Origin of the sequence: Paenibacillus sp. FSL H8-0548, from assembly GCF_038630985.1 — a bacterium.
Classification (GTDB): domain Bacteria; phylum Bacillota; class Bacilli; order Paenibacillales; family Paenibacillaceae; genus Pristimantibacillus.
In genome coordinates, this window is sequence record NZ_CP152049.1 from 3,158,528 (window position 1) to 3,184,708 (window position 26,181).

The window sequence follows — 26,181 nt, forward strand, 5'->3', positions numbered from 1 at the left end:
GAGCAATGGAGATCATTAAGTATGCCTATGCTTATATGGCGGTCCTTCCAATCATACCTTTCGCAATCATATTATTTGGTTATGGGGCTTATATTCAGGATCGTAAGAAAGCATTTCGATTAGCGATGGATATTACGACTGCTTTATTAATAGGTTGCGTAGCCGTTTTGTTCGATGATTTATTTGGCAGCAATTTCGGCATTTATGGCATATTGCTGTTTATGCTGCTTGGGGGCGGGCTGCTCGGTAATGCGCAATTCCGCAAGCGGGGAGCTGTTGACGTCAAAAAGGTTTTTCGAACGATTTGGCGGCTTAGCTTTTTTTCGATGAGCGTGCTGTATATCGTCTTTATGTGTGTGGCTATTGGCAAGAATTTGCTGACGATTTAATCCTAACCAATATCCGCAAAGCGTCTCTCCTATGCAGAGGCGTTTTTGTTTTGACGGACAGCTTCACCTTTGTGTACAATTGTGTAGTTAAGTGTTTATTACGAAGTCGCTTTGACGACTATAAAGCAGGAGGTTACAGGCCGCGCTATGAGAGAAGAAACTTATTCATTACGAAGCGCCCAGCCTTTAACAGAGGCTTATATACACCGTACAGATGACCGTCTTGAAGCTTTGTATGGCTATCATGCGGGGGCGGAAGAGGATTGGGAAAGACGAGCTAAGCGTTTGCAGCAAAGCAGTCATGTTAGAGCTGAGGCTGCTGAGGTAGCGGGTGTACTTCGAGTATATAACGAGAGGGCAGGTGCCGCGCCTGAAGTTTTCGCATCGATCTCAGCGATTGCAGAGGGAGCGCTTGTCGTTGTTGGAGGACAGCAAGCTGGACTTTGGACAGGACCACTGCTCGTCATACATAAAGCAGTATCCATTATCGGGGCTGCAAAATCAGCGAGCGAGCAGCTTGGACAAACGGTAGTGCCGGTATTTTGGATTGCCGGCGAGGATCATGATTGGGATGAGGCGAATCATGCTTATGTAATTTCAGCTGAGCAGGAGCTGCGCAAGCTTTCAGTTGCAAGGCCGGAAGGAGCTCGCACATCGGTTAGCCGCACCAAATTAACAGGCGAGGACTGGGCGACACTTCTTGCCGAGCTTGAGAAGGCGCTGCCTTCCTCTGAATTTAAGCCAGTTATGCTTGAGGAGCTGCGTCAAATGTCGCAGAGGGCGGATTCATTATCTGATTTCTTCGCAATGCTGCTCGGTCATTTGTTCGGCAAGCATGGACTTGTGCTGCTAGATTCTGATCATGAGAGCATTCGCCGCCTGGAAGCTCCAATGTTCCAACGAATCATCCAGAGGAATAATGAATTGGAGAAGGCTTACGCCTCTTCGGCTGCCCAAATCAAGGAACTTGATTACGAGCTGCAAGCAGAAGTGACACCTGGAAGCGCGAATCTCTTTTTCTTTCATGCAGACAATGGAAATGAAAGAACACTTCTCCACAAGAAGGATGGCGTATTCCAAGATCGAAGAGGCCATCTTTCGCTTACGGAGACTGAGCTGCTCCAGATCGCCATCGACGAGCCTCAGCAGTTAAGCAATAATGTGCTTACAAGACCGCTCATGCAGGATTATTTATTTCCTGTGCTTGCAACAGTGCTAGGACCTGGGGAGATTGCCTACTGGGCGCTGACCGGGGAAGCGTTCCGTACACTAGGCATGGAAATGCCGATCATCGTTCCACGCATGTCCTATACTCTGATCGAAGGAACCGTTGCGAAGCATATGGGCAAGTATGAGTTGACCTTTGCTGATGTCATGGAGCGCTTTGAGGAACGCAAGGCAGATTGGCTGAAGGAGCAGGACGGATTATCCATTGAAGAGCAATTTGCAGATGCAAGAGATGCTTTCGAGCAGCTTTATAAGCCGTTATTAGCACTCGCAACATCCGTTCAGCCTTCTCTCTCAAAGCTAGGCGATACTAATTTGCAAAAAATTGTTGAACAGATTAATTATATGGGGTCGAAGACGGTTGACGCCTTCAATAAGCAATTTGAAGCGTCGACGCGTCAGCTGGATCGTATTCATCTATCTATTCTACCGCTTGGGAAGCCGCAGGAGCGTGTTCTTAATATGGCGGCCTATTGGAATAGATATAGCTTGAACTGGCTGGATTCGCTGCTGGATGCGCCATATAGCCGTACAGGCGGACATGAAATTGTGTATTTATAAAATTACTGGAGGTTTTTTGTTATGAGCATCGCAAATAATAGCATCGTTGCCGATATGTCGTTAGCGCCAGATGGTCATCTGAAGATTGATTGGGTTGCAGCACATATGCCGGTATTGAATACGATTCGTGAGCAATTTGAGAAGGATCAGCCTTTTAAAGGCTTGAAGGTTACGATTGCGCTTCATTTGGAGGCAAAAACCGCTTATTTAGCTAAAGTAGTCAAAGCAGGCGGCGCAGAAGTGACGATTACAGGAAGCAATCCACTATCTACGCAGGACGATGTATGTGCTGCTTTGGTGGAAGACGGCATAACTGTATTTGCTAAATACAATCCGAGCGCGGAAGAGTTCAAAGCACTAAATGTCAAGGCGCTAGAATGGAAGCCGGATCTTATTATTGATGATGGAGGCGATCTTGCCACCATTTTGAATTCGGAGCATCCAGAGCTAGCTGAAAACCTGCGCGGCGGTGCGGAAGAAACAACAACAGGCATTATTAGACTAAAAGCGATGGAGAAGGACGGTTCCTTGAAATTCCCAATGGTTGCCGTTAATGATGCTTATTGCAAGCATCTATTCGATAACCGGTACGGAACGGGCCAATCCGTATGGGACGGGATTATCCGGACGACTAATCTGATGGTTGCTGGCAAGACGGTTGTCGTTGTCGGCTATGGCTGGTGCGGTAAGGGCGTTGCCATGCGGGCAAAGGGGCTTGGAGCGAATGTAGTCGTTACTGAAATTGATGCAATTAAAGCTGTTGAGGCGTATATGGACGGGTTTGCCGTTATGCCAATGATTGAAGCTGCTAAGGTGGGTGAGTTTTTCGTAACCGTAACAGGCAACCGTGATGTTATTCGCGGGGAGCATTATGAAGTGATGAGAAACGGAGCGGTCATTTCCAACGCTGGACACTTTGATGTTGAAGCGAATAAACCGGAGCTTGCTGCCTTGTCATCAAGCGTGCGGACAGTTCGTCGCAATATTGAGGAGTATAAGCTGAAGGACGGACGCAGCATTTATTTACTGGCTGAGGGACGACTGGTCAACCTTGCCGCAGGAGACGGGCATCCAGCAGAAATTATGGATATGACCTTCGCGCTTCAAGCGGTTGCGCTGCGTTATGTGAATGAGCAATATAAAACGATTGGCAGTAAGGTTGTCGACGTACCTTATGAGCTTGATGAGCAGGTAGCGAGGTTTAAGCTTGAGTCCTTAGGCTTTGGCATCGATAAGCTTACAGATGAGCAAATTAACTATTTGGACAGCTGGAAAGAAGCTGAATAATTTTTACGAGGAAGCCGTGAGCAATCACGGCTTTTTTTTGAAATATAGGAAAGTATATCATTCCGCCATCCTTTCTCTATATTTCTCAGAATGAAACGACTGGCGCCGCCAAAGGACGGCAACAGCCGTTTCACCTTGTAACCTTTTATTCCCAGCCTGCGTCTAGAGGTAAATAGATGAGGGGGAATGACCGTGTATAAACAAAAAAGAGCGTTCGCTGCATGGGCTATTATTGTCGTTTTATTAGGATTGCTGGCAGGCTGTTCATCTGCCAATCATGATTCTGCAGATACTGCTTCGAGAAGCAATAGTTCAGAATCGCTATCAATGGCTGAGAAAGAAGGCTCGGTAGTGTCGGGTACTTCTTATATGGTCGACAGTCCAAGTGACCAGAAGGCCGATGCTGATGAAGGGAGCGCTGTAAATGAAGCAGGCGGTGGATTTGCAGCTGAAACAGCTGCGGATACGGGCGGATTAAATCAAAAGATTATTTACACAGCGACGCTCAGTATGCAGGTGGATAAGCTGGAGGACGCTGCGACATCGCTGCGCAATGCGATCCATCAGAGCGGCGGATATATTTTGCAATTTCAAGATACGCGGCATGAAGGAGAGATTGGCTCCAGCTATACGATTAAGGTTCCTGCGGCTGGCTTCATGTCATTCATAGATCGAATCGAGCAAATTAAGCATGATGATTTCGAACGCAATATCGGGGGCAAAGATGTTTCTGAGGAATATGTGGATTTGGAATCCAGGCTCAAAGCGAAGCAGATGGTAGAGACTCGTTTGCTAACGATGATGGAAACGGCGACAAAAGCAGATGATTTACTGAAGTTTTCAGATCAGCTGGCAGGCGTGCAGGAGGAAGTTGAACGTATTAAAGGCCGCATTCGTTATTTAGATAAAAATGTTGCTTTCTCAACAGTAGAGCTGCGCATGTACCAAAAGGATCAAACGCTTGAAAAAACAAGCGTGGGAGAGAAACAGCTGGGCGGAAGAATGTCTGAGGCGATAAGCGGCAGCACGAAGGTTGTATGGGAAACACTGAAGCTATTGCTCGTTGTATTGGCAGGTGCTGTTCCGGTTGTAGCTGTACTAGTCGTGATTGCTGTTCCTTCGTATTGGCTGATGAGAAGAAGAAAAAAGAAAGATTAACGAAGCGGTTAAATCAAGATAATGAACAGCCTTCGACGTTGTAAACATTAATAATCATTAATACTATGAAATATTTTCAAAAATCCTGCTCATTGAGCAGGATTTTTATTTTAGGTGGCGAACTATTGTATCTTAGTGGGGAAAAGTGGGGCAAAGTGGGGCAAGTAGGGGAAGGGGTGGGGCAGACTCATGTTTATGGGTGAATATCAACATAGCATTGATGAGAAAGGCCGCATCATTATTCCTGCAAAATTCCGTGAATCACTAGGTGCCTCATTTATTGCTACCCGAGGTTTAGATAATTGCTTGTTTGTATATCCCATGAATGAGTGGGGCGTTTTGGAGCAAAAGCTAAAATCACTTCCCTTAATGAAATCAGATGCCCGCGCGTTTACCCGGTTTTTCTTTTCGGGAGCTACCGAATGTGAGCTTGATAAACAGGGAAGGGTAAACATACCAAGCCATCTTCGCGAATATGCGAAGCTGGACAAGGATTGTATGGTGCTTGGTGTTTCCGGTCGCGTTGAGATCTGGAGCAAGCAGACATGGGACAGCTATTACGAGCAGTCGGAGCAAACCTTTAACGAAATTGCTGAGAAGCTCGTCGATTTCGATTTCAACTTTTAGAATGGACAACAAGAATGGAGGGCTAAGGCGTGTTTCAGCATATTACAGTGCTTTTGGAAGAAGCGGTTGACGGTTTGGCCATTAAGCCAGACGGAATCTACGTCGATTGTACGCTTGGGGGAGCGGGCCATAGTGAGCTTATCGCATCCCGACTAGGCGAAGGAGGGCGGTTAATCGCATTCGATCAGGATGACTGGGCGCTGGATAATGCTCGTGTTAAGCTTGCCCCTTATATGGATAAAGTGACGCTGGTAAGAAGCAATTTCCGCGATTTGGAGCAGGAGCTGAGAGGCTGCGATGTCCCGATGCAAGATGGCATCCCGCAGGTAGATGGTATTCTGTTTGATCTTGGCGTATCCAGTCCACAGCTAGACGAGGCAGAGCGCGGTTTTAGCTATAATCATGATGCACCGCTTGATATGCGTATGGACCGAGAAGGGGATCTCACAGCCTACGACATTATCAATACTTGGGAAGAACGTGATATTTCTCGAATTTTGGATCGCTACGGTGAAGAAAAATTTGCTCGTTCAATCGCAAGGAATATTGTAAAAGCAAGAGATAAGGCCCCGATTGAGAAAACGGGCGAGCTAGCCGAGCTGATCAAGGTTTCCATTCCGGCAGCAACAAGACGTACAGGCGGTCATCCTGCCAAACGCTCCTTTCAGGCACTTCGCATTGCGGTAAACGATGAGCTGGGGGCAGAGGAAGAAGCTCTTGAGCAAACGATTCGTTGCTTGAAGCCTGGAGGCAGAGCTTCTGTTATTACGTTTCATTCACTTGAGGATCGTATTTGTAAGCAAATGTTTGTGAAGTTTGTGGAGAAATGTACATGTCCAACTGATTTCCCGTTATGTGTATGCGGAAATGCTGGCAAGGTGAAATTAGTTAACCGCAAGCCAATACTGCCCTCAGAGAGAGAGCTGGAGCTTAATCCAAGGGCCAGATCGGCAAAGCTTAGAGTGGCAGAAAAATTGTAAGAGGGGGATTTGAATTGGCGTATATAAATGGCAATTTAGCACTGCAGCCTAAGCGGAAGCAGGATCAGCAAACCGTAATTAAAGAAACAAAACGATTGGTAAAAACACGTAAATCGATACCTGTCCAAGAAAAGCTATTGTACATGTTTACAGTACTAATGTGCGTTGTAGTCGCTGGTGTCATTATTTTACGCTACGCGCAAATCTACGATATGAGCATAGATATCAAAAAACTGAATAATGAATATCAAACGATGAACATCGAAATGGAAGATTTAAAGAAGCAGGTGGAGATGCTAAGTGATCCTGAACGTATTCGCAAGCTTGCGGAGTCGCAAGGGATGGTTAGCGTTATAGAGGGTGGAATTACGGTAAACACGGGTGATAACGAGATCAAATCGGTTATGAATGAATAAGGTGCAGAAGATGAAAAAAAGAATCAGATTGCGGACACTGCTGTTTGGAGGGATAATGACCCTCCTTTTTCTCATTTTAATTAGTAGAATCTATGTTGTGCAGGTAGTAGAGGGCGCCAAATGGTATGATCTAGCCAAAATCAGATGGTCGGCAGCGGAGCAATTAGTAGCAAAGCGGGGGACGATTACTGACCGCTCAGGAAATGTTCTTGCTATGGACACGATTGCGTATAACGTATCCGTTAACCCGCAGATGATTAATGAAAATGGCCTCACAGAAGACATCATTGATGGCCTACATGAGATACTTGGCATATCGAAAGATGAGCTTCGAGGGATTGTAACAGCTAAGAAAGAAGATGGAACTTATCTTAAAAATCGTGAGGTGAGAAATGGCGGCTGGCAAATTGAAAAATCTGTGGCCGATGAAATTAGAAAGTTTCGTGTAGAGCTCTCAGAAGAAAAGGAAGTGTATGATGTCGGTATAGATTTAGCGGAAAACTTAAAACGCTATTATCCTAGAAAAACATTAGCATCGCAATTAGTTGGATTTTTAGATCGAGACGGAGCGGCGATGACAGGCATTGAAGCTTTCTTCGATGATCAGCTAAGAGGTGAGGATGGATACATCAAGTATGAGAAGGATGGCAAGCGAGTTCAGCTCGCTGAGGGCGATGTGGAATATAAGCCGGCAGCGGACGGGCAGCAGGTCCAGTTGACTATCGATAACGATATTCAGCATTATGTGGAAGAGGCGCTGCAAGAGATCGTGAAGCAATATGCGCCCAAAAGCGCGACGGCTATCGCCGCTGATCCAAACACGATGGAAATATTGGCGATGGCGAATATGCCGCAATACGATCCAAATGAATATTGGAAAAATAATTCAAGCTCTTATAATCATGCGATTAAATCATTGTATGAGCCGGGCTCTACCTTCAAGATCGTAACGCTTGCTGCAGCTGTTGAAGAGGGGTTATTTGATCCTGATGAGCTGTACAAGTCAGGTGAATTCAAAATTAAAGGCGTCGCACAACCCATTCGCGATATTAAACGAGGAGGCTGGGGAACGATCACCTTCTTGGAAGGCTTGAAATACTCTAGCAACGTTGCGTTCGTAAAGCTTGGCTATGAACGGCTAGGATCAGAGAAGCTGCAGTCTTACATATCTAATTTCGGCTTCGGAACAAAAACAGGCATTGAGCTGGGCAGTGAGCAGAAAGGGGTAGTCAACCTTAGATATCCGCTTGAAATTGCCAATGCAACATTCGGACAAGGGGTATCGGTAACACCTATTCAGCAGGTAGCGGCAGTCGCGGCAATTGCAAATGGCGGCAAGCTGCTCAAGCCGCAAATTGTGAAGAGTATAACCGACCCGCTAACTAAAGCGACCCAAACCTTTGAGCCTCAGCTCGTTCGTCAAGTGATTTCGGAGGAAACCTCAAAGAAGGTTGGCGAATATTTGGAGCAGGTCGTATCCGATATGGATAAGGGTACGGGTAAGAATGCTTACATTGAGGGCTACCGGGTAGCTGGGAAAACGGGTACAGCCCAGAAGGTTGACGGCAAGAGCTATTCCACATCAAAGTTCGTCGTATCCTTTATTGGTTACGCACCTGTCGATGATCCCAAAATCGTCGTTTATATCGTTGTCGATGAGCCGAATGACCCCTTGGTCGGAGGAGGTAAAGTTGCTGCTCCGGCATTTAAGCAAATCGTCCTTAAAAGTTTGCGTAAAATGGGTGTAGCTCCTAACTATTCAGCAGATTCCGAAAACGCGTTGAAGGAAGTTACGATAACTGTTCCAGATCTGACTGATCTTTCTGTTGCACAAGCCAAAGCGGAGCTCAATGCGAAAGCAATGACTTACGAATTAGTTGGAAACGGAAAAACGGTATTGCAGCAAATTCCAGCTGCCAGCTCAGCAGTTCATCCTACTCAGCGCATTTATTTGATTACGGAGCAGCGAGAGAAGCTGGCTATCCCTGATTTAACAGGCCTGTCGCTGCGGGATGCTCTTGAAATAACGTCCCTTATTGGTATTAGGCTCATTCCGGAGGGACAAGGCTACATTCTGTCGCAGAAGGAAGAAACACTAAACAATGTAAGAGTGCTGAAGGTCGTGCTTGCGCCGCCATTTGGCGAAGCTAGTTCGTCAGAGCTGGACGAGGCCGATCAGCAGGAAACTGCTAACCAATAGTTTTCAATTCACAAATCATAATTAAGAGAAGTTTTTTTGAAAATATAGGAAAGCCGTTTCACCTTGATCTTCAGCAGAAGCTAATATGCAAAGCTTGTTCTATCCTCCGCTTGTCCCGAATATTTTGGGAATGAGCGTCAGTGAGCGCTCCTTCGAAACAGTCAAACGGAGGAGGAACAAGTAATGAAAGTATCTAATGTAACCGTTAGGCGACGTTTATTTATCGTACTTATATTGGCAGGGATCTCTTTCCTCGCCCTAGTTTTGAGACTTAGCTACGTGCAGCTATGGCAAGGCGAGGAGCTTGCAAATAAAGCGGAAAATTCCTGGCGGCGCGATATCCCTTATGTAGCTAAGCGGGGCGAGATAGTAGATCGCAATGGCATTCAATTGGCGTATAACGTTAGCTCGCCTACCGTATACGCCATTCCTGTGCAAATCAAGGATAAGGAGGCGGCGGCAGCTGCTCTTGCTCCATTGCTTGATATGTCCCAGCAATCGCTGTTTGACAAAATCAAAACAAAAAAAATGATCGTCAAGCTAGGTCCGGGCGGCCGCAAAATTACGATCGACAAAGCAGAGCAAATTCGAGATCTTGCCCTTCCAGGTATTGTAGTAGCTGAGGACAACAAGCGTTTTTATCCTTACGGCAGCTTAGCTGCGCATGTGCTTGGTTTTACAGGAATCGATAATCAAGGCTTAACCGGCATTGAGGCAAAATACAATTCGGAGCTTAGCGGAATTGGCGGCAGCGTATCCTTTCTATCGGATGCTGCGGGAAGGCAAATGCCGAACTCGTCAGATACATACGTTGAGCCTAAGGATGGTCTTACGATGCAGCTTACGATCGATAAGCAAATCCAGACGGTCATGGAGCGAGAGCTGGATCAAGCGATGACGAGCTTGCAGCCCGATGGCATTATCGCAATTGCTATGGACCCGAACAATGGGGAGATTCTCGGCATGGCGAGCCGTCCTACCTACGAGCCTGATAAATACCGTGAAGTGCCTATCGAGGTATATAATCGAAATTTACCGATTTGGATGACCTATGAGCCTGGCTCTACCTTCAAAATTATTACTTTAGCGGCTGCTTTGGAGGAGAAAAAGGTTGATTTGAACAATGAGCGTTTCTTCGACCCAGGATCAATTGAGGTCGGCGGAGCTAAGCTTCGCTGCTGGAAGAAGGGCGGACATGGAAGCCAAACGTTTCTAGAGGTGGTTGAAAATTCCTGCAACCCTGGATTTGTAACGCTAGGTCAGCGGCTAGGCAAAGATATGCTGTTCGATTACATCAAAAAATTTGGTTTTGGTACAAAAACAGGAATCGATATTGGCGGTGAGGAAAACGGAATTTTGTTCAAGCTCAGTCAGGTTGGACCTGTCGAGCTTGCTACAACCGCGTTTGGGCAAGGGGTATCCGTTACACCTATTCAGCAAATAACAGCTGTTTCAGCCGCAATTAATGGAGGCACGCTGTATAAGCCCCATGTGGCTAAAGCATGGATAAACCCGGAAACTGGAGCAACCGTTGAAACCGTTGAATCGGAAGTTGTCCGTAAAGTAATTTCAGAGGAAACGTCCAAGCAGGTGCGCGAAGCGCTGGAGAGCGTCGTTGCGAAAGGGACGGGGCGCAATGCATTTATCGATGGGTACCGTGTAGGCGGAAAGACGGGTACAGCCCAGAAGGTCATTAATGGGCGCTATTCGCCGAATGAGCATATTGTTTCCTTTATCGCCTTCGCTCCTGCAGATGACCCGAAGATCGTCATTTATGTTGCAGTGGACAATCCGCTGGGTATACAATTCGGAGGGGTTGTAGCTGCTCCGATTGTTCGCAATATGATGGAGGATGCCCTTTCCATTTTGGAAATTCCAGCTCGTGAGAAGCAGATTGATCGGATATACAAATACGGAGAAACTCCTATCGTCACGGTACCTAATTTGGTAGGCAAAACGATATCAGATCTTTATGAGGACATGAATATGAATTTCAACCTAACCTCTGCCGGTTCGGGAAAAACAGTGATACGCCAAGCTCCTGCAGCCGGAGCCCGGGTAGAACGCGGATCAACAATTCGGATCTATTTGGGCGATGACGATAATATATCCCACTCACATTGACTATAATGGTAGTTAACGGGGGCGCTGCAAGCGGATGGCTTCTGATCCGCTGGCGCTTAAGGGGGGAGTTTGAGCAGATGCGTCTAAAGGAAGTTGCAGAGCTGCTTGTAACTGCGAGGCTTAACGGCGATGAGGAAACGGAATTGACTGGCATCGAATCGGATTCGAGAAGCGTTAGCAAGGGTCAATTGTTTATCTGCTTGCGAGGGCATACCGTTGACGGGCATTTGTATGCTGCTGAGGCGGCTGAAGCGGGTGCTGCCGCACTTGTCGTGGAACATTTTCTGGACTTACCGCTTCCGCAAATTAGGGTCAGAAATTGCAGGCTTGCGATGGCTGTTATTGCTAATCATTTTTATGGCTATCCAAGCCAGACACTTAAGCTTATTGGCGTCACGGGCACCAACGGTAAGACAACGACGACGTATTTGATTGAGCGGATTTTAAATGATCAGCGTACACCAGCAGGAGTAATCGGCACCATTGAGCGCCGTTATGCCGGAATGTCTTTTCCGATGACAAACACGACTCCGCATACGCTTCAGCTCCAGCGGTATCTTGGAGAAATGCGTGATGCGGGCTCGCAGTATTGTGCGATCGAAATTTCCTCGCACGCGCTGGAGCAAGGACGGGTAAAGGGCTGTCGCTTTCGAACGGCGGTATTTACGAATCTTACGCAGGATCACTTGGATTATCATGAGACGATGAGCCGTTATGCTGCTGTAAAAGGATTGTTTTTTTCAAGGCTGGGAAATGAGTATAGGGTGAATGAGATTGATCGCTCCTATGCGGTGCTAAATGCCGATGACGCAGTTTCAGCACAATATGCAGAGCTGACGGCTGCTGAGGTCATTACGTACGGCATTGAAGCGCAAGCGGATATCCGTGCTTCAAACATAAAAATTACAGCTCAAGGCACAACGTTTCATGTTCAAACCTTTCGAGGCGAAGCCGACGTTGTTTTGCAAATGATAGGAAAGTTCAATGTGTATAATGCACTTGCCGCCATTAGCGCTATTCTTCTTGAGGGTGTAGAGCTGGGAGCCATTGCTGACAGTCTCCGTGCTATTCCTGGCGTTCCAGGCAGAGTGGAGGCGGTCAACGAAGGGCAGGATTTTGCGGTTATTGTAGATTATGCTCATACGCCAGACGGCTTGGAAAATGTGCTTCGAGCTGTTCAGGAGCTAGCTGAGCAGCGTATTTTATGCGTATTTGGCTGTGGAGGCGACCGCGATCGCTCGAAGCGGCCGCTGATGGGGGAAATTGCAGTGAAGTATGCGGATTATGTTATCATTACATCGGATAATCCACGAACAGAAGCGCCCGAGCGTATTTTGAGCGATATTGAGGAAGGACTTATTCATAATCATATTGATCCCTCAAAATACGAATTAATTGTTGATCGTAGAGCCGCTATTCAAAAAGCGGTTGAAATGGCAGGCCCGGGCGATGTAGTATTGATTGCGGGGAAAGGTCATGAGACCTACCAGGATATAAATGGAGTTAAGCATCCATTTGATGATCGAAAAGCAGCGAAAGAAGCGATAAGGGGAATCATACATTGATTAAACGTACGATCAAGCAAATAGCCGAGATGAGCGGCGCAAGATGGAATGGAACTCAGAAAGAGCTTATGATAACGGGCGTGACGACTGACTCGCGGCAAGCTGCTGCGGGCCAGTTGTTCGTTCCGCTCGTTGGCGAGCAGTTTGACGGGCATGAATATTTGGAGCAGGCTGTCCAAAATGGAGCAGTTGCTGCGCTTTGGAAGAAAGGGAAGGAAGTTCCGGAGTCCCTCGCCCATGTGCCGCTGCTTATTGTAGGAGACACGCTTGTTGCGCTTCAGAGGCTGGCTACTGCATACCGGAGCGAGCTCTTTGTGCGCGTGGTAGGAATTACGGGCAGCAATGGCAAAACGACAACGAAGGACATGGCAGCTGCTATTCTCGGAACCTCCTATAAAGTCCATAAAACAGAAGGAAACTTCAATAATCATATTGGCCTGCCCCTGACGGTATTGCAGCTGGAGGAGGATACTGAGGTTGCTGTGCTGGAGATGGGCATGAGCGGCTTTGGTGAGATTGAACTCCTTGCGAGAATTGCCCAGCCCGATGCTGCAATCATTACGAATATTGGCGACGCCCATATGCTGCAGCTAGGCTCAAGAGCCGGGATTGCCAAAGCAAAGCTTGAAATTGCAACGGGTTTGAGCGAGGACGGCCTGCTTTTGTATAATGGCGATGAGCCTCTGCTTGAAGAAGAGCTTCAACGGTCCACACTGCCTGCGGGCATGGTTCGTCGTACCTTTGGCTTATCGAAAAAAAATGAATGGTCCGCAGCCGATATTAGCATTGAATCGGAATCGGCTTCGTTTACAGCTTTGTTTAACGGAACGCCAAGTGGACTCGGGACTGTAAGCATACCGGTGCCTGGTCAGCATAACGTCAGCAATGCACTTGCAGCTATAGCGATTGGCCGTTTCTTCGGCGTACCTGCAGCGAAGATCGTTGAGGGCTTAAGCCAATTGAAGCTGACAGGCATGCGCATTCAGCCCGTACGTGCTTGGAATGGGGCAATGCTGCTCAATGATGCATATAACGCAAATCCTACAGCAGTGCGCGCGGCTATTGATCTCGTTGAGCAATTGGATGGCTATAACCGCAAGTGGATCGTGCTGGGAGATATGCTGGAGCTGGGGCCGGATGAGCAGAAGCTGCATTTTGAGGTTGGGGCATACCTTTCCCCAAGCAAAGCGGATGCAGTGCTTACGTTCGGAGCATTGTCGGAGCAAATTGCTGCAGGTGCGAAAACACAATTTCCGAGTGATGGGCAGAAGTATCCTATTCATCACTTCAATGATAAAGATGAGCTGGTAACGTGGTTGAAATCGCAGCTTGAAGCGGCGGACCTTGTATTGATCAAGGGCTCGCGCGGCATGCGAATGGAACAGATTGTCCAAGCTTTGGAAGTGGGGTGAGAATATGGACATGATGGTCATTTTATTTTCGATAGGCGCCTCATTCCTGCTAGCTGTACTGCTCGGACCATTGTTCATCCCGCTGCTCAGGCGTTTGAAGTTCGGTCAACAAATCCGCATGGAAGGCCCGCAAAGCCACATGAAAAAAAGCGGCACACCAACCATGGGCGGCATCATCATTATGTTTGCTCTTATGATCGCCTTTCTGAGGTTTTCAGACAAGACGCCTGAGTTTTGGGTGCTGCTAACAGCGTCGCTTGGCTTTGGTCTTGTAGGCTTCCTAGATGATTATATTAAAATTGTTTTCAAAAGATCGTTAGGACTTACAGCAGGACAAAAGCTGTTCGGTCAGCTGCTGTTTTCTATCCTTGTGTGCGCGATGCTTTATAACATGAATCATAGTACTGAAATTACAGTGCCGGGTACTGGCTGGGGCTTCGATCTAGGATGGTTCTATTACCCGCTAGTCGTCATCATTATGTTTGCAGCAAGCAATTCGGTTAACTTCACCGATGGTCTTGACGGCTTGCTGGCGGGTACGAGTGCAATCGCCTTCGGTGCATTCACCGTCGTTGCCTTGCAGACATCTGCGCATGAGTCGGCTGTTTTCTCGGCTGCGATGGTAGGCGCGGTGCTCGGCTTCCTCGTATTCAACGCGCATCCTGCTAAAGTATTCATGGGAGATATGGGCTCGCTTGGCATAGGCGGCGGGATTGCAGCAGTCGCTATTTTGACAAAAACAGAGCTGCTGCTCATTATTATTGGCGGTGTTTTTGTACTCGAGATGTTATCTGTTATTTTGCAGGTAGGCTCCTTCAAGCTGAGAGGCAAGCGAATTTTCAAAATGAGCCCGATTCATCATCACTTCGAGCTGGTCGGTTGGTCTGAGTGGAAGGTTGTTACTGTATTTTGGCTCGTAGGATTAGTGTTTGCTGCAATCGGTCTGCTGTTTGTAATATAATTAAATCAAATGTAACGGAAAACGGCTTCCGATTAATTTGGGGGCCGTTTCATGTATCTATAGAAGGGACTGTCAGTAATGAATCATCCGTCATCATACAAAGGCCGCCGAGTTGTCGTCTTAGGCTTGGCAAGAAGTGGAGTAAGCGTGGCTAAGGTCTTTCATCAATTCGGCGCGGAAGTCGTAGTTAATGACCAAAAGGATCGTGAATTGTGCCCCGAAGCGGACGAGTTGACTGCTTTGGGCATTTCTGTGCTATGCGGCTATCATCCAGAGGATCTAATTACAGAGGAAACTGCTCTGCTCATCAAAAATCCCGGTATCCCCTATACCTCGCCGCCTGTACAGAGAGCGGAGGAGCTGGGTGTTGAAGTCATTACAGAGGTAGAAGCAGCATATTGGCTTTCTCCTGCGCCTATCATTGGCATTACAGGCTCGAATGGCAAAACGACGACAACAACCTGGATAGGTGAAATTTTAAGTAGTGCTGGCTTAAAGCCGATAGTTGCTGGCAATATCGGACGTCCGCTCTGCGAAGCAGCTATGGAAGCAACGCCGGATGAGTGGCTGATAGCCGAGCTAAGCAGCTTTCAGTTGAAAGGGACAGCCCAGTTTCGTCCGCGCATCGCGCTGCTGCTCAACATTGCGGAAACGCATTTGGACTATCACGGCGATATGGATGACTATGTAAATTCGAAAGTTAAGCTGTTTGATAATCAAACAGAGGATGACGTAGCTATCATTAACTGGGATGATCCAGAATGCAGAGCACTGTCTAAACTGCTCGTTGCGCAGCAGTTTCCGTTCTCGTTGTATGAGAAGCTGGAGGCGGGGCTATATATCGATCCGCCATATGTGCGTGATTCAAATGGCGCTCTTGCTGCTGACAGCGAACAAGCAGGAGTGGAAAGGCAAATCGTATTCCGTCAGATAGGCGGAGAGGAAACAACTATTTTACCTGTAGCTGAACTAGGGATTCCAGGCGTTCACAATGCCGCTAATGCGCTTGCGGCTATTGCTGCGAGTATATCAGCCGGAGTAGCCTTAGATGCGCTCATAGAGCCGCTCAGAGGGTTTGATGCTGTAGAACATCGCTTGGAGTTCGTTCGAGAATTAAACGGGGTTCAATTTTACAATGATTCGAAAGCGACGAACGCAGTTGCAACGACGACAGCTGTTCAATCCTTCACTGCGCCAATCGTACTTATTGCAGGCGGTCTTGATCGCGGATCTGATTATATGGAGCTTGAGCCATTGTTCCGTGAGAAGCTTAAGGCGCTCGTTGCCTTTGGTCAAACTGGCGAGAAGCTTGCTCATGTAGCTAAGCTGGCAGGTTTAACCAAGGTGGAAATCGTCGAACCTAGTGAAGACGCCGAATCCGTCCTCCAGCAGGCAGTGAAGCAAGCATCAGCTATGGCAGAGTCAGGTGACATCGTGTTATTGTCTCCTGCGTGTGCGAGCTGGGATATGTTTGCCTCGTATGAGCAAAGAGGGCGCATTTTTAAAGATTCGGCGCATACCTTGTAAGTAGGGGGCATGTCCCTACTTACCCATGCTAAGAGGTGTGTTCGCTATGGCCAAAGCGCGTTCTGCGCCGGATATTTGGATGCTGACTGCAATTGGGCTCATTCTTGCTATCGGTTTGATTATGGTCTACAGCGCCAGCGCGGTGCTTGCTTTTCATGAGTTCGGTGACCGGTTTTATTTTGTTAAGCGACAGCTATTATTTGCAGGGCTGGGTATAGGTGCGCTACTATTTACTATGAATACGCATTACACCGTTTGGAAGAAGTGGGCGCCGATGGCTCTGATCATATGCTTCGGGCTGCTGCTGCTCGTGCTCATTCCAGGTGTCGGCGTCGTTCGCGGCGGAGCGCGCAGCTGGCTCGGCATTAGCTCGTTTGGTATTCAGCCATCCGAATTTATGAAGCTGGCGATGATTTTATTTTTAGCAAAATGGCTCTCAGAGAAGCAGCAGACGATCACGCAATTTACGAAGGGACTGCTGCCGCCGCTGGGACTCGTTGGATTAGCCTTTGGACTTATCATGCTGCAGCCGGATCTTGGTACAGGTGCGGTTATGGTAGGCGCTGCCGTACTGCTAATCTTTACGGCGGGAGCTCGACTTACTCATTTAGGGGGCTTGGCATTACTCGGTGTTGCAGGCTTTGTGGGACTGATCATAGCGGCACCTTATCGGCTGAAGCGAATTACAAATTTCCTTGATCCTTGGGCAGATCCGCTTGGCGGCGGATATCAAATTATTCAGTCCTTGTATGCGATAGGACCTGGTGGATTAGTGGGGCTAGGGCTCGGCATGAGCCGTCAGAAATTCAGCTACTTGCCTGAGCCGCAAACGGATTTTATTTTTTCTATTTTATCCGAGGAGCTCGGCTTTATTGGCGGAGCCACTCTCATTTTATTGTTTTTAATTGTCGTTTGGCGCGGCATACGAGCGGCGATAGCAGCTCCGGATACATTCGGCAGTCTCCTTGCGGTAGGCATTACGAGCATCATTGGTGTTCAGGTGCTCATAAACATTGGAGTCGTCATTGGCATGATGCCAGTTACAGGGATTACCCTGCCGCTGGTTAGCTATGGAGGTTCATCGCTTACACTTTTGTTAACAGCACTCGGTATTTTGCTAAACATCTCCCGGTATTCGAGGTGAGGCTTCGTGGCTGTTTGGTTTGCTGCCCGGCGATCGCAAGCTTTGAAGAGTATCAAACGGCGAATGCTTTATTTTGTTAAAATGAAAAATCGAATCCGGCTACTAACGGACTTCAGAGCGCATCAGCGCAGCTGTGTCTATTGGAGCCGGATATTGCTGTCATATGGAAGAAAAATAGTGATAAGGGCGAAAATAAGCCGAATTGGGCGACTGTCACACAAGAGCCTATAAGGGCATAAGATACACTATATTCGTGACCGTCGCCCAGAAGGAGCGGTTATTGCAACGGCATAATCCGGTTGCTTGACAGCGTTGCAGGCAGCTTTGGAGCAGCGAATTTATTTATTCTCAGCTTATTCATTTGAGCAAGAGCTCGCTTACGAAGTAGGTTTTGCTTCACAAAACCTTGAGGAGGTTCAACTAATGGAAGCATTTAAAGCGGAATTGGAACAAGCCAATCTTGGCGAAGTTTTGTATAATCAACCGCTCTCGAACTATACAACATGGAAAATCGGCGGTCCCGCCGATATATTAATCCTCCCGCGTAGCAAAGAAGAATTAGTTGCTGCAGTTCGTTTGGTGCAAAAGCATCAAATGCCATGGACTAATTTGGGCAGAGGCTCAAATATGCTGGTGAGTGATAAAGGAGTTCGCGGTGTTGTAATTAAGCCTCACAAAGGGTTAGATTACGTGCGTTTTGATGGGTCGCTGGTTTCTGCGGGGGCTTCGTATTCGTTTATAAAGCTATCAGTCATGGCGGGCAAGGAAGGTCTGACTGGCCTTGAGTTCGCCGGGGGAATCCCTGGCACGGTAGGCGGAGCCGTTTATATGAATGCCGGCGCGCATGGATCGGATGTGTCACGTATTTTTAAGTCAGCTGAAATTGTACTGGAAACAGGAGAATTGGTTCGCTACGAGCGGGATGATATGCAGTTCTCTTACCGGCATTCCATTTTGCATGAGCAAAAAGGTCTTGTAGTTGAGGCAACCTTTGAGCTAGCAGAAGGGGATAGGAAAGAGGTTCAAGCTATGATGGCCTCTTACAAAGAGAGAAGACTCAGAACACAGCCGCTGCAGCTTGCTTGTGCCGGAAGTGTTTTCCGCAATCCGCCTAATGATCATGCTGCAAGACTTATCCAAGAAGCGGGATTAAAGGGTGAGTGTCTCGGAGGTGCGCAAGTATCGGAGCAGCATGCCAATTTTATCGTGAATACCGGGCAAGCAACAGCTGAAGACGTTCTCGCCCTCATGACTCATATACAAAGCACTATTAAGGATCGATATGACATCCTGTTGGTGCCGGAAGTATTGGTAGTGGGTGAGCGGTAATTCGGAGGTGATACATTGGACAAATTGGTGATTGAAGGCGGGAAACCCCTCTCAGGAACCATAGTTATCCAAGGAGCGAAAAATGCCGCTTTGCCGATTCTGGCTGCCAGTCTGCTGGCCGAAGGCACAACAACGATTGATCATGTGCCTGATTTGCTGGATATCGACGTCATGCTGAACATTTTGCGCGAATTAGGATGCCGCGCCGAGCATACGGGAGGAACAGTTGTGCTGGACACAGAAACCGCACATACTTCCCACGTGCCGGAATCGTTAATGAGACAAATGCGTTCTTCTATTTTTCTAATGGGGCCTTTGCTTGCTAGATTTGGAGAGACGCAGGTTTACCTGCCGGGCGGTTGTGCGATCGGCGAGAGGAAAATTGATCTTCATCTAGAAGGCTTGAAAGCTCTTGGCGCTGAAATAGAAGAGCTGGGTAACCGCATCATATGTCGTGCAGACAAATTACAGGGTGCTGATATACATTTAAGCTTCCCTAGCGTTGGAGCAACAGAAAATATTATGATGGCTTCTGCTTTGGCGGAAGGCCGAACAACGATCAGCAATGCTGCACGTGAGCCGGAAATTCAAGATTTGCAACATTTTCTAAATGCGATGGGCGCCAAAATTATGGGGGCAGGAACGGACACAATAACGATAGATGGGGTACAGTCGCTAACACCATGTCGTTACAAGGTCATTCCGGACCGTATAGTAGCAGGGACTATTATGGTAGCCGCTGCAGCGACACGCGGTCAGGTGACGCTCCAAAATACACAGCCCGCACATTTATCCTCCTTGATTCATGTTCTGCGTCGTGCAGGTGTTCAAATTGTTGTCGACGGTGATATAATTAAAGTCGGCTGTGCTACAAGGCCAAAAGCGGTCGAAAGAATAGTAACCTCTCCGTATCCGGCTTTTCCTACCGATTTGCAGTCTCAAATCATGGTACTGCTTACGCTTGCAGATGGTGTGAGCGTATTGAAAGAAACGATTTTTGAAGGCAGATTGAAGCACGTAGATGAGCTGTCCCGCATGGGTGCTGATATCCGAGTGGATATGAATGCTGCATTTATTCGTGGAGTACCAAGACTTTATGGAGCGACTGTTGAAGCAACGGATCTTCGTGCAGGCGCGGCCTTGGTTATTGCTGGATTAGCTGCGCAGGGCAGGACGGTGGTTGAGCAAATTCATCACATCGACCGGGGCTATGAGAAAATCGAAACCATGCTGTCTAGGTTAGGTGCGCGCATATCACGTAATTCGCCAGTGCCTAACAATTGATTCTATGCGATTGTGCTGCAAGATAGAAACAGCCGGTTCCCCTGGTTCTGCAAAGCGAAGGCTGCTGCAGATAGAGGCTTCCGGATGTTTTTTGGGGAAAGAAGGGACAAGTTATGGGCGAGCAGATGCCTGTGTTGAAAGAGCCAAGTCGAAAACGGATGGGCAGCCGTAAACTGTTGACTATAATCATTTTATTATTTGTAGCTTTGCTGGCAGTTTTATTTTTTAATTCCTCCATTAGCAAAGTTTCAGAGATTCAAATCGAAGGTACTAGATTCGTTACGAAGGAAGCGATTGGCGCAGCCTCAGAAATAGTTATTGGCGATGCATTTTTTCGGACTTCATCCTCTACGATAGAAGCCAACATCCTTATACTGCCGCAGATTAATGAGGTCAAAGTGACAAAGGTATTTCCCGGTTTGTTGAAAATAATGGTCGAGGAGTTCCCGGTTGTTGCGTTTGAGCTCAGTAAGCAGGGAGAAATGACGGCGCTATTGTCAAATGGAACGACAGTCGAAGCAGACAGTGATGTTATGCAGCTTGTGGACAAGCCTGTGCTGTCCGGCTGGACAGATGATGACCCGGTCAAAGCAGAGCTCACGAAGCAGCTCGGCAAAATTTCAGCAAAGCAGCTATCTGACATCTCGGAAATTATGCCTTCACCTTCATCTGCTTATCCAGATCGAATTCTGATGTATACGAGAACTAAATTTGAAGTTATAACGGCCGTTTCTGTACTAACAGAAAAAATTGACACATTAAATGCGGTAATTGAAACGCAAGAACCGGGCAAGCTCACGATGCTGCTTGCGGATAAGTATGAACCGTTTATTAATGAAAATTTAGAATCCGATGAAAAAGACACTACTCAATAGCTTGAAAGAATGGTAGAATTTTATTTATCGCATTTATACTCGATGGAGCTGGATAACATTAGGATAATCAGGGTGCTGCAAGGGGCAGTACACGTCATTAATTGTAGATACAATGAAAAATCTGTTGAAAAAAGAGGGAAAATATAAATAGCGTTGAATAAGTAGAAAGATCATAATGAGCATTGTAATAACTTTTATTTGAAACGGAGGTGCCGCAAGATGAGCAGCAACGACATCATCGTCAGTTTGGACATCGGTACATCCAAAGTTCGAGCTATTATTGGTGAAGTGAGTAATGGAGCCATTAATATTATTGGAGTTGGATCTGCCGACTCAGAGGGTATTCGCAAAGGAGCAATTGTAGATATTGACCAAACCGTGAATTCGATCCGTAATGCCGTAGAGCATGCGGAACGCATGGTAGGCATTCAAATATCCGACGTTTATGTAGGGATTCAGGGCAGCCATATTGCACTGCAGACCAATCGTGGCGTCGTTGCAGTATCCAACGAGGATCGTGAAATAGGTGAAGAAGATATTGAACGTGTATTGCAAGCAGCTAAAGTAGTGGCGCTTCCACCTGAGCGTGAAATCATCAATCTGGTTCCAAAGCAGTATTTGGTTGATGGCTTGGAAGGGATTTCAGATCCGCGAGGTATGATTGGAGTACGCCTTGAGGTAGAGGCGACAATCGTCACGGGGACGAAGACTGCCATACATAACCTTATGCGTTGTGTAGAGAAAGCGGGCCTTCGTATTTCTGGTGTTATTCTACTGTCTCTGGCATCAGGCGTGGTGTCCTTGACTAAGGATGAGAAATCGATGGGCACGGTACTAACGGATATTGGAGCAGGCTCATGCACGATCGCGATTTATGATCAGGGCGGGCTAGCAGCAACATCGACGCTTCCAATTGGCGGCGAATATGTTACGAATGACATTGCATATGGCTTACGTACACAGACCGATCAAGCGGAGAAAATTAAACTGAAATACGGATGTGCGAATGTACTTGATGCAGCAGAAGATGTGAAGTTTAAGGTGACGCGTATGGGCAGCAATGTAGAGAAGGAATTTTCACAGGTTGATCTAGCAAGCATTGTTGAACCGCGTATGCAAGAAATTTTTCATCTTATTCGGCAAGAGGTTCGCCGGCTTGGCTATGGAGAAAAGGTTAACGGTTATGTTCTTACCGGCGGATCGGTATCGATGCCAGGAACGCTCGCTTTGGCCCAGACAGAGCTGGAGACTTCCGTGAGAATCGCACTGCCTGATTATATCGGAGTAAGAGATCCGGCATTTAGCAGCGGTGTAGGCATGATTCAATACGTATCGAAATATATGGGAGCTCGTGGAACTGGAGCGGTGAAGAAAACGGCAAACCGCAAAGCAAGTCCAGCAGCTTCAACTAAACCCGGTATGTTTGAGCGTATCAAAAGTATGTTTAACGAATTTATTTAAAAATATAAGTTAATATAAGATTCGCCTCTATACGATGCTTATATTTTACCGCGAAACGTTGCTGTACCGTCTCATGATGCTGTCAGCAGTTTACGCTTGACTGGGGGAAAATGAAAGATGTTGGAATTTGACTTTGAGCTTGAGCAGCTTGCTCAAATAAAAGTAATAGGTGTAGGCGGTGGCGGCAGCAATGCAGTTAACCGAATGATAGAGAATGGTGTTAAGGGCGTAGAGTTTATTACGGTAAATACCGATGCTCAGGCGCTTCATTTGGCAAAATCCGAGCATAAGCTGCAAATCGGCGATAAGCTGACACGTGGTCTTGGTGCGGGTGCGAATCCAGATGTAGGCAGCAAAGCGGCAGAGGAATCTCGTGAAATTATAATGAACCAGCTAAAAGGCTCGGATATGGTATTCGTAACAGCTGGTATGGGTGGCGGAACAGGAACCGGTGCGGCGCCAGTAATCGCCGAAATCGCTCGTGAGTGCGGAGCTTTGACGGTTGGTGTTGTTACTCGTCCATTTACTTTTGAAGGACGTAAGCGTTCGGGACAAGCTGAGCTTGGCATCGAAGCACTTAAGGAAAAAGTAGATACACTAATTGTCATTCCAAATGACCGATTGCTAGAAATCGTAGACAAGAAGACTCCGATGCTTGAAGCTTTCCGTGAAGCGGATAACGTACTTCGTCAAGCTGTACAAGGTATCTCTGATCTTATCGCTGTTCCAGGTCTAATCAATCTCGATTTTGCCGATGTAAAAACGATTATGACTGAACGTGGTTCTGCCCTGATGGGTATTGGTATCGCAACAGGTGAGAATCGTGCAGCTGAAGCAGCTCGCAAAGCGATTATGAGCCCCTTGCTAGAGACGTCTATCGATGGCGCACGCGGTGTTATTATGAATATTACGGGTGGCAGCAATCTGTCTCTCTACGAAGTTAATGAAGCAGCCGAAATTGTCATTTCTGCATCTGATCCAGATGTGAATATGATCTTCGGTGCGATTATCGATGAGGATCTGAAGGATGAAATCAAAGTAACCGTAATTGCGACGGGCTTTGAGCACAAGCCACCTACACCTCGTCGTTCTCCACAGCAGCCAGAAGCGGTTGATACAAGACAACAAGGTACCACTAGTGGTGTTAAGCCTTTTGGAGCGGGCAACACTTCCAGCGACCAACTGGAAATCCCAGCATTCCTTCGCAATCGTCCACGTAACGATCGCTAGAAGCATTTCTAATTCGCCTCACCATTTATGGTGAGGCTTTTTGTTGTTCTTTCAGAGAGAAAGCGGCGTATAGTGGAGCGCTAAAAGACGCTGTAAGCATGTATATGCTCTTACAGCGAAGGAGTAACTGGTAACGGTGGCCTGTAAGCACATATACGTGCTTACAGGGTGAAAACGGCGCATGGGGTAGGAGGAAAGGACGCTGTAAGCACATATACGTGCTTACAGAGTGAAAACGGCGCATGGAGGAGGATGAAAGGACGCTGTAAGCACGTATATGCTCTTACAGCGAAGGAGTAACTGGTAACGGTGGCCTGTAAGCACATCTATGTGCTTACAGAGTGAAAACGGCGTATGGAGGAGGATGAAAGGACGCTGTAAGCACGTATATGCTCTTACAGTGAAGGAGTACTTGGTAATGGTGGCCTGTAAGCACATATATGCTCTTACAGCGAAGGAGTAACCGGTAACGGTAGTCTGTAAGCACATATACGTGCTTACAGAGTGAAAACGGCGCATGGAGGAGGATGAAAGGACGCTGTAAGCACGTATATGCTCTTACAGCGAAGGAGTAACTGGTAACGGTGGCCTGTAAGCACATATACGTGCTTACAGAGTGAAAACGGCGTATGGAGGAGGATGAAAGGACGCTGTAAGCACGTATACGTGCTTACAGCGAAGGAGTACTCGGTAATGGTGGCCTGTAAGCACATATACGTGCTTACAGGGTGAAAACGGCGCATGGAGGAGGAGGAAAGGACGCTGTAAGCACGTATATGCTCTTACAGCGAAGGAGTAACCGGTAACGGTAGTCTGTAAGCACATATACGTGCTTACAGAGTGAAAACGGCGTATGGAGGAGGATGAAAGGACGCTGTAAGCACGTATATGCTCTTACAGCGAAGGAGTAACCGGTAATGGTGGCCTGTAAGCACATATACGTGCTTACAGAGTGAAAACGGCGTATGGAGGAGGATGAAAGGACGCTGTAAGCACGTATACGCTCTTACAGCGAAGGAGTACTCGGTAATGGTGGCCTGTAAGCACATATACGTGCTTACAGGGTGAAAACGGCGCATGGAGGAGGAGGAAAGGACGCTGTAAGCACGTATATGCTCTTACAGCGAAGGAGGAACCGGTAATGGTGGCCTGTAAGCACATATACGTGCTTACAGAGTGAAAACGGCGTATGGAGGAGGATGAAAGGACGCTGTAAGCACGTATATGCTCTTACAGCGAAGGAGTAACCGGTAATGGTGGCCTGTAAGCACATATACGTGCTTACAAAGTTGAACGAGGTTGGAAGGTCATTAGACAATTACATGCAATATTTATGACTGCTCCGAAAAAGGAACATTTAAACAAGAATGAATGAGTTGACTTCATACAAACAGAAAATGATTAACCATATTGAGAAATAGCAACGTTGTTCAACCCGCTATTGCTGAACAAATAAAGAGGATGGTTGTTCGGGATTTATTTTGTAACAGCGAATTCTTTGTGTACCCTTTCCTGCTGGAAGCAACAGTTGCTTGGTTACCATACTATGGAGCAGCTTTTGAGCATCGCGTTTTTTGATTTTCAAAAGATCAATGACGTCACTGGGGCGGATATGGTACTGTAAGCTTGAAGCGTGTTTTAATACTTCTCGTTGCAAGAAAATTTCTGCGCTGCTCACCTTTTTTCTACCAAGTAAGCTTTTGCCCATAAATTGCTGAAGAAGCTGCTGGCACATACGCGGCTTCTCTTTAATGTCATCGTAGGAGAAGCGTATTATCTTCCAACCATCAACAATGAGATGGTTTTGGCGCATTAAAGAATCGGAGAATTGCCAACGTGATATTTCAGCCGAATGCGTGCGATAACCATCAATTTCGATAGCAAGCTGTAAACCATCCTTCAAGTAGGCAAAGTCCAAAAATCGACTGCCATCACGGAAATCGGCAACTTCATACTCTGCATGTAGCCCGTCAAAATCATGGAAGGCAGGATACCAAATTTTTTCTGTAAACAGTTTTTCAGCATGACCATGCCCTTCTATTAGCCTACGTTTGCGCTCTCCTTTATAGTTTTTTATCTGCGTGTCCAGCCAGTGTCCGTAATTCACTTCAAACGTCATGTCCATCTCACTCTCCCTTAGAAAATAAAAAAACCGCATACTGCGGGTATGGTTATCCCGAGTAAGCGGTGTGCTTCACTGCTTTACTTCTATATCAAATATCATACGATATTTTGTAGAGCTGAACAAGCAAATTTCTAGCGGTCGTGGCCGTATCGAAATTAAACATACTTGGCGGTTTTTATACTCCTACTCGACAAAAAAAGATATGTCATGCTGTCATGAATAGACAGACTTTGAAATAGGATTTTAATATACTAGTGTCAATCGTTCTCCCGGGAGCCATTTACAGATCCGTGTATCGC

20 protein-coding genes are annotated in these 26,181 nt (G+C 47.0%); 19 read left to right on the top strand and 1 reads right to left on the bottom strand.

The genetic code is table 11. The annotated features are described in order from the left end of the window. Positions 1-5: 5 nt before the first annotated feature. From MHI37_RS13030 to ftsZ, 19 genes are all read left to right on the top strand, one after another. Positions 6-389: a DUF3397 domain-containing protein gene (locus tag MHI37_RS13030; RefSeq protein ID WP_076335687.1), complete on the top strand. Its 384-nt coding sequence runs from the start codon at positions 6-8 to the stop codon at positions 387-389. 147 nt (positions 390-536) lie between these two features. Further along, positions 537-2,177, top strand: a complete 1,641-nt coding sequence (gene bshC / locus MHI37_RS13035; protein ID WP_076335686.1) for a bacillithiol biosynthesis cysteine-adding enzyme BshC — start codon at positions 537-539, stop codon at positions 2,175-2,177. A 21-nt stretch (positions 2,178-2,198) separates the two neighbouring features. Beyond that, on the top strand, positions 2,199-3,464 hold the full coding sequence (locus tag MHI37_RS13040; protein ID WP_076335685.1) for an adenosylhomocysteinase: 1,266 nt from the start codon (positions 2,199-2,201) through the stop codon (positions 3,462-3,464). A 192-nt stretch (positions 3,465-3,656) separates the two neighbouring features. Beyond that, a complete protein-coding gene (locus MHI37_RS13045) occupies positions 3,657-4,622 on the top strand; it encodes a DUF4349 domain-containing protein (RefSeq protein ID WP_076335684.1) in 966 nt (321 codons plus the stop codon). Between the two features lie 189 nt (positions 4,623-4,811). Then, positions 4,812-5,249, top strand: a complete 438-nt coding sequence (gene mraZ, locus MHI37_RS13050; protein WP_076339906.1) for a division/cell wall cluster transcriptional repressor MraZ — start codon at positions 4,812-4,814, stop codon at positions 5,247-5,249. 29 nt (positions 5,250-5,278) lie between these two features. Further along, complete coding sequence (rsmH, locus tag MHI37_RS13055) at positions 5,279-6,229, top strand: 16S rRNA (cytosine(1402)-N(4))-methyltransferase RsmH (RefSeq protein WP_076339905.1); 951 nt, start codon at positions 5,279-5,281, stop codon at positions 6,227-6,229. A 14-nt stretch (positions 6,230-6,243) separates the two neighbouring features. Beyond that, positions 6,244-6,645 carry a cell division protein FtsL gene (gene ftsL, locus MHI37_RS13060; RefSeq protein ID WP_076339904.1) on the top strand — a complete coding sequence of 134 codons (402 nt, stop codon included), beginning with the start codon at positions 6,244-6,246 and terminating at the stop codon, positions 6,643-6,645. Between the two features lie 10 nt (positions 6,646-6,655). Then, positions 6,656-8,845, top strand: coding sequence for a penicillin-binding transpeptidase domain-containing protein (locus MHI37_RS13065; protein WP_076339903.1), 2,190 nt, complete (start codon positions 6,656-6,658; stop codon positions 8,843-8,845). Positions 8,846-9,028: 183 nt separating this feature from the next. After that, complete coding sequence (locus tag MHI37_RS13070; protein WP_076339902.1) at positions 9,029-10,969, top strand: stage V sporulation protein D; 1,941 nt, start codon at positions 9,029-9,031, stop codon at positions 10,967-10,969. A 77-nt stretch (positions 10,970-11,046) separates the two neighbouring features. Then, positions 11,047-12,534: a UDP-N-acetylmuramoyl-L-alanyl-D-glutamate--2,6-diaminopimelate ligase gene (locus MHI37_RS13075; RefSeq protein ID WP_076339901.1), complete on the top strand. Its 1,488-nt coding sequence runs from the start codon at positions 11,047-11,049 to the stop codon at positions 12,532-12,534. Next, complete coding sequence (gene murF, locus MHI37_RS13080; RefSeq protein WP_076339900.1) at positions 12,531-13,946, top strand: UDP-N-acetylmuramoyl-tripeptide--D-alanyl-D-alanine ligase; 1,416 nt, start codon at positions 12,531-12,533, stop codon at positions 13,944-13,946. The genes MHI37_RS13075 and murF overlap by 4 nt, the downstream gene beginning before the upstream one ends. 4 nt (positions 13,947-13,950) lie before the next feature. Next, positions 13,951-14,907: a phospho-N-acetylmuramoyl-pentapeptide-transferase gene (gene mraY, locus MHI37_RS13085; RefSeq protein ID WP_076339899.1), complete on the top strand. Its 957-nt coding sequence runs from the start codon at positions 13,951-13,953 to the stop codon at positions 14,905-14,907. Positions 14,908-14,985: 78 nt separating this feature from the next. Further along, the gene (murD, locus tag MHI37_RS13090) at positions 14,986-16,434 is read left to right on the top strand and encodes a UDP-N-acetylmuramoyl-L-alanine--D-glutamate ligase (protein WP_076339898.1); all 1,449 of its coding nucleotides are present in this window, start codon (positions 14,986-14,988) and stop codon (positions 16,432-16,434) included. A 46-nt stretch (positions 16,435-16,480) separates the two neighbouring features. Then, positions 16,481-17,578 (top strand): stage V sporulation protein E, encoded by a 1,098-nt coding sequence (spoVE, locus tag MHI37_RS13095; RefSeq protein WP_076339897.1) that lies wholly within the window; start codon positions 16,481-16,483, stop codon positions 17,576-17,578. Between the two features lie 423 nt (positions 17,579-18,001). Continuing rightward, the gene (murB, locus tag MHI37_RS13100; RefSeq protein ID WP_076339907.1) at positions 18,002-18,907 is read left to right on the top strand and encodes a UDP-N-acetylmuramate dehydrogenase; all 906 of its coding nucleotides are present in this window, start codon (positions 18,002-18,004) and stop codon (positions 18,905-18,907) included. A gap of 15 nt (positions 18,908-18,922) precedes the next feature. Further along, the gene (gene murA / locus MHI37_RS13105) at positions 18,923-20,191 is read left to right on the top strand and encodes a UDP-N-acetylglucosamine 1-carboxyvinyltransferase (protein ID WP_076339896.1); all 1,269 of its coding nucleotides are present in this window, start codon (positions 18,923-18,925) and stop codon (positions 20,189-20,191) included. Positions 20,192-20,304: 113 nt separating this feature from the next. Next, positions 20,305-21,066 carry an FtsQ-type POTRA domain-containing protein gene (locus tag MHI37_RS13110; RefSeq protein WP_076339895.1) on the top strand — a complete coding sequence of 254 codons (762 nt, stop codon included), beginning with the start codon at positions 20,305-20,307 and terminating at the stop codon, positions 21,064-21,066. A gap of 219 nt (positions 21,067-21,285) precedes the next feature. Beyond that, positions 21,286-22,527: a cell division protein FtsA gene (ftsA, locus tag MHI37_RS13115; protein ID WP_076339894.1), complete on the top strand. Its 1,242-nt coding sequence runs from the start codon at positions 21,286-21,288 to the stop codon at positions 22,525-22,527. A 117-nt stretch (positions 22,528-22,644) separates the two neighbouring features. Then, positions 22,645-23,757 carry a cell division protein FtsZ gene (gene ftsZ / locus MHI37_RS13120; protein WP_076339893.1) on the top strand — a complete coding sequence of 371 codons (1,113 nt, stop codon included), beginning with the start codon at positions 22,645-22,647 and terminating at the stop codon, positions 23,755-23,757. A 1,438-nt stretch (positions 23,758-25,195) separates the two neighbouring features. Here the strand turns inward: ftsZ and MHI37_RS13125 are convergent. Continuing rightward, positions 25,196-25,882: a DNA-binding response regulator gene (locus MHI37_RS13125; RefSeq protein ID WP_256710678.1), complete on the bottom strand. Its 687-nt coding sequence runs from the start codon at positions 25,880-25,882 to the stop codon at positions 25,196-25,198. Positions 25,883-26,181 lie beyond the last annotated feature (299 nt).

What these genes read in the sequence shown, in the direction of transcription:
- MHI37_RS13030 (WP_076335687.1), top strand. Translation starts at nt 6, where the DNA reads ATGGAGATCATTAAGTATGCCTATGCTTATATGGCGGTCCTTCCAATC.
- bshC (WP_076335686.1), top strand. Translation starts at nt 537, where the DNA reads ATGAGAGAAGAAACTTATTCATTACGAAGCGCCCAGCCTTTAACAGAG.
- MHI37_RS13040 (WP_076335685.1), top strand. Translation starts at nt 2,199, where the DNA reads ATGAGCATCGCAAATAATAGCATCGTTGCCGATATGTCGTTAGCGCCA.
- mraZ (WP_076339906.1), top strand. Translation starts at nt 4,812, where the DNA reads ATGTTTATGGGTGAATATCAACATAGCATTGATGAGAAAGGCCGCATC.
- MHI37_RS13065 (WP_076339903.1), top strand. Translation starts at nt 6,656, where the DNA reads ATGAAAAAAAGAATCAGATTGCGGACACTGCTGTTTGGAGGGATAATG.
- MHI37_RS13070 (WP_076339902.1), top strand. Translation starts at nt 9,029, where the DNA reads ATGAAAGTATCTAATGTAACCGTTAGGCGACGTTTATTTATCGTACTT.
- MHI37_RS13075 (WP_076339901.1), top strand. Translation starts at nt 11,047, where the DNA reads ATGCGTCTAAAGGAAGTTGCAGAGCTGCTTGTAACTGCGAGGCTTAAC.
- mraY (WP_076339899.1), top strand. Translation starts at nt 13,951, where the DNA reads ATGGACATGATGGTCATTTTATTTTCGATAGGCGCCTCATTCCTGCTA.
- murD (WP_076339898.1), top strand. Translation starts at nt 14,986, where the DNA reads ATGAATCATCCGTCATCATACAAAGGCCGCCGAGTTGTCGTCTTAGGC.
- spoVE (WP_076339897.1), top strand. Translation starts at nt 16,481, where the DNA reads ATGGCCAAAGCGCGTTCTGCGCCGGATATTTGGATGCTGACTGCAATT.
- murB (WP_076339907.1), top strand. Translation starts at nt 18,002, where the DNA reads ATGGAAGCATTTAAAGCGGAATTGGAACAAGCCAATCTTGGCGAAGTT.
- MHI37_RS13110 (WP_076339895.1), top strand. Translation starts at nt 20,305, where the DNA reads ATGGGCGAGCAGATGCCTGTGTTGAAAGAGCCAAGTCGAAAACGGATG.
- ftsA (WP_076339894.1), top strand. Translation starts at nt 21,286, where the DNA reads ATGAGCAGCAACGACATCATCGTCAGTTTGGACATCGGTACATCCAAA.
- ftsZ (WP_076339893.1), top strand. Translation starts at nt 22,645, where the DNA reads ATGTTGGAATTTGACTTTGAGCTTGAGCAGCTTGCTCAAATAAAAGTA.
- MHI37_RS13125 (WP_256710678.1), bottom strand. Translation starts at nt 25,882, where the DNA reads ATGGACATGACGTTTGAAGTGAATTACGGACACTGGCTGGACACGCAG.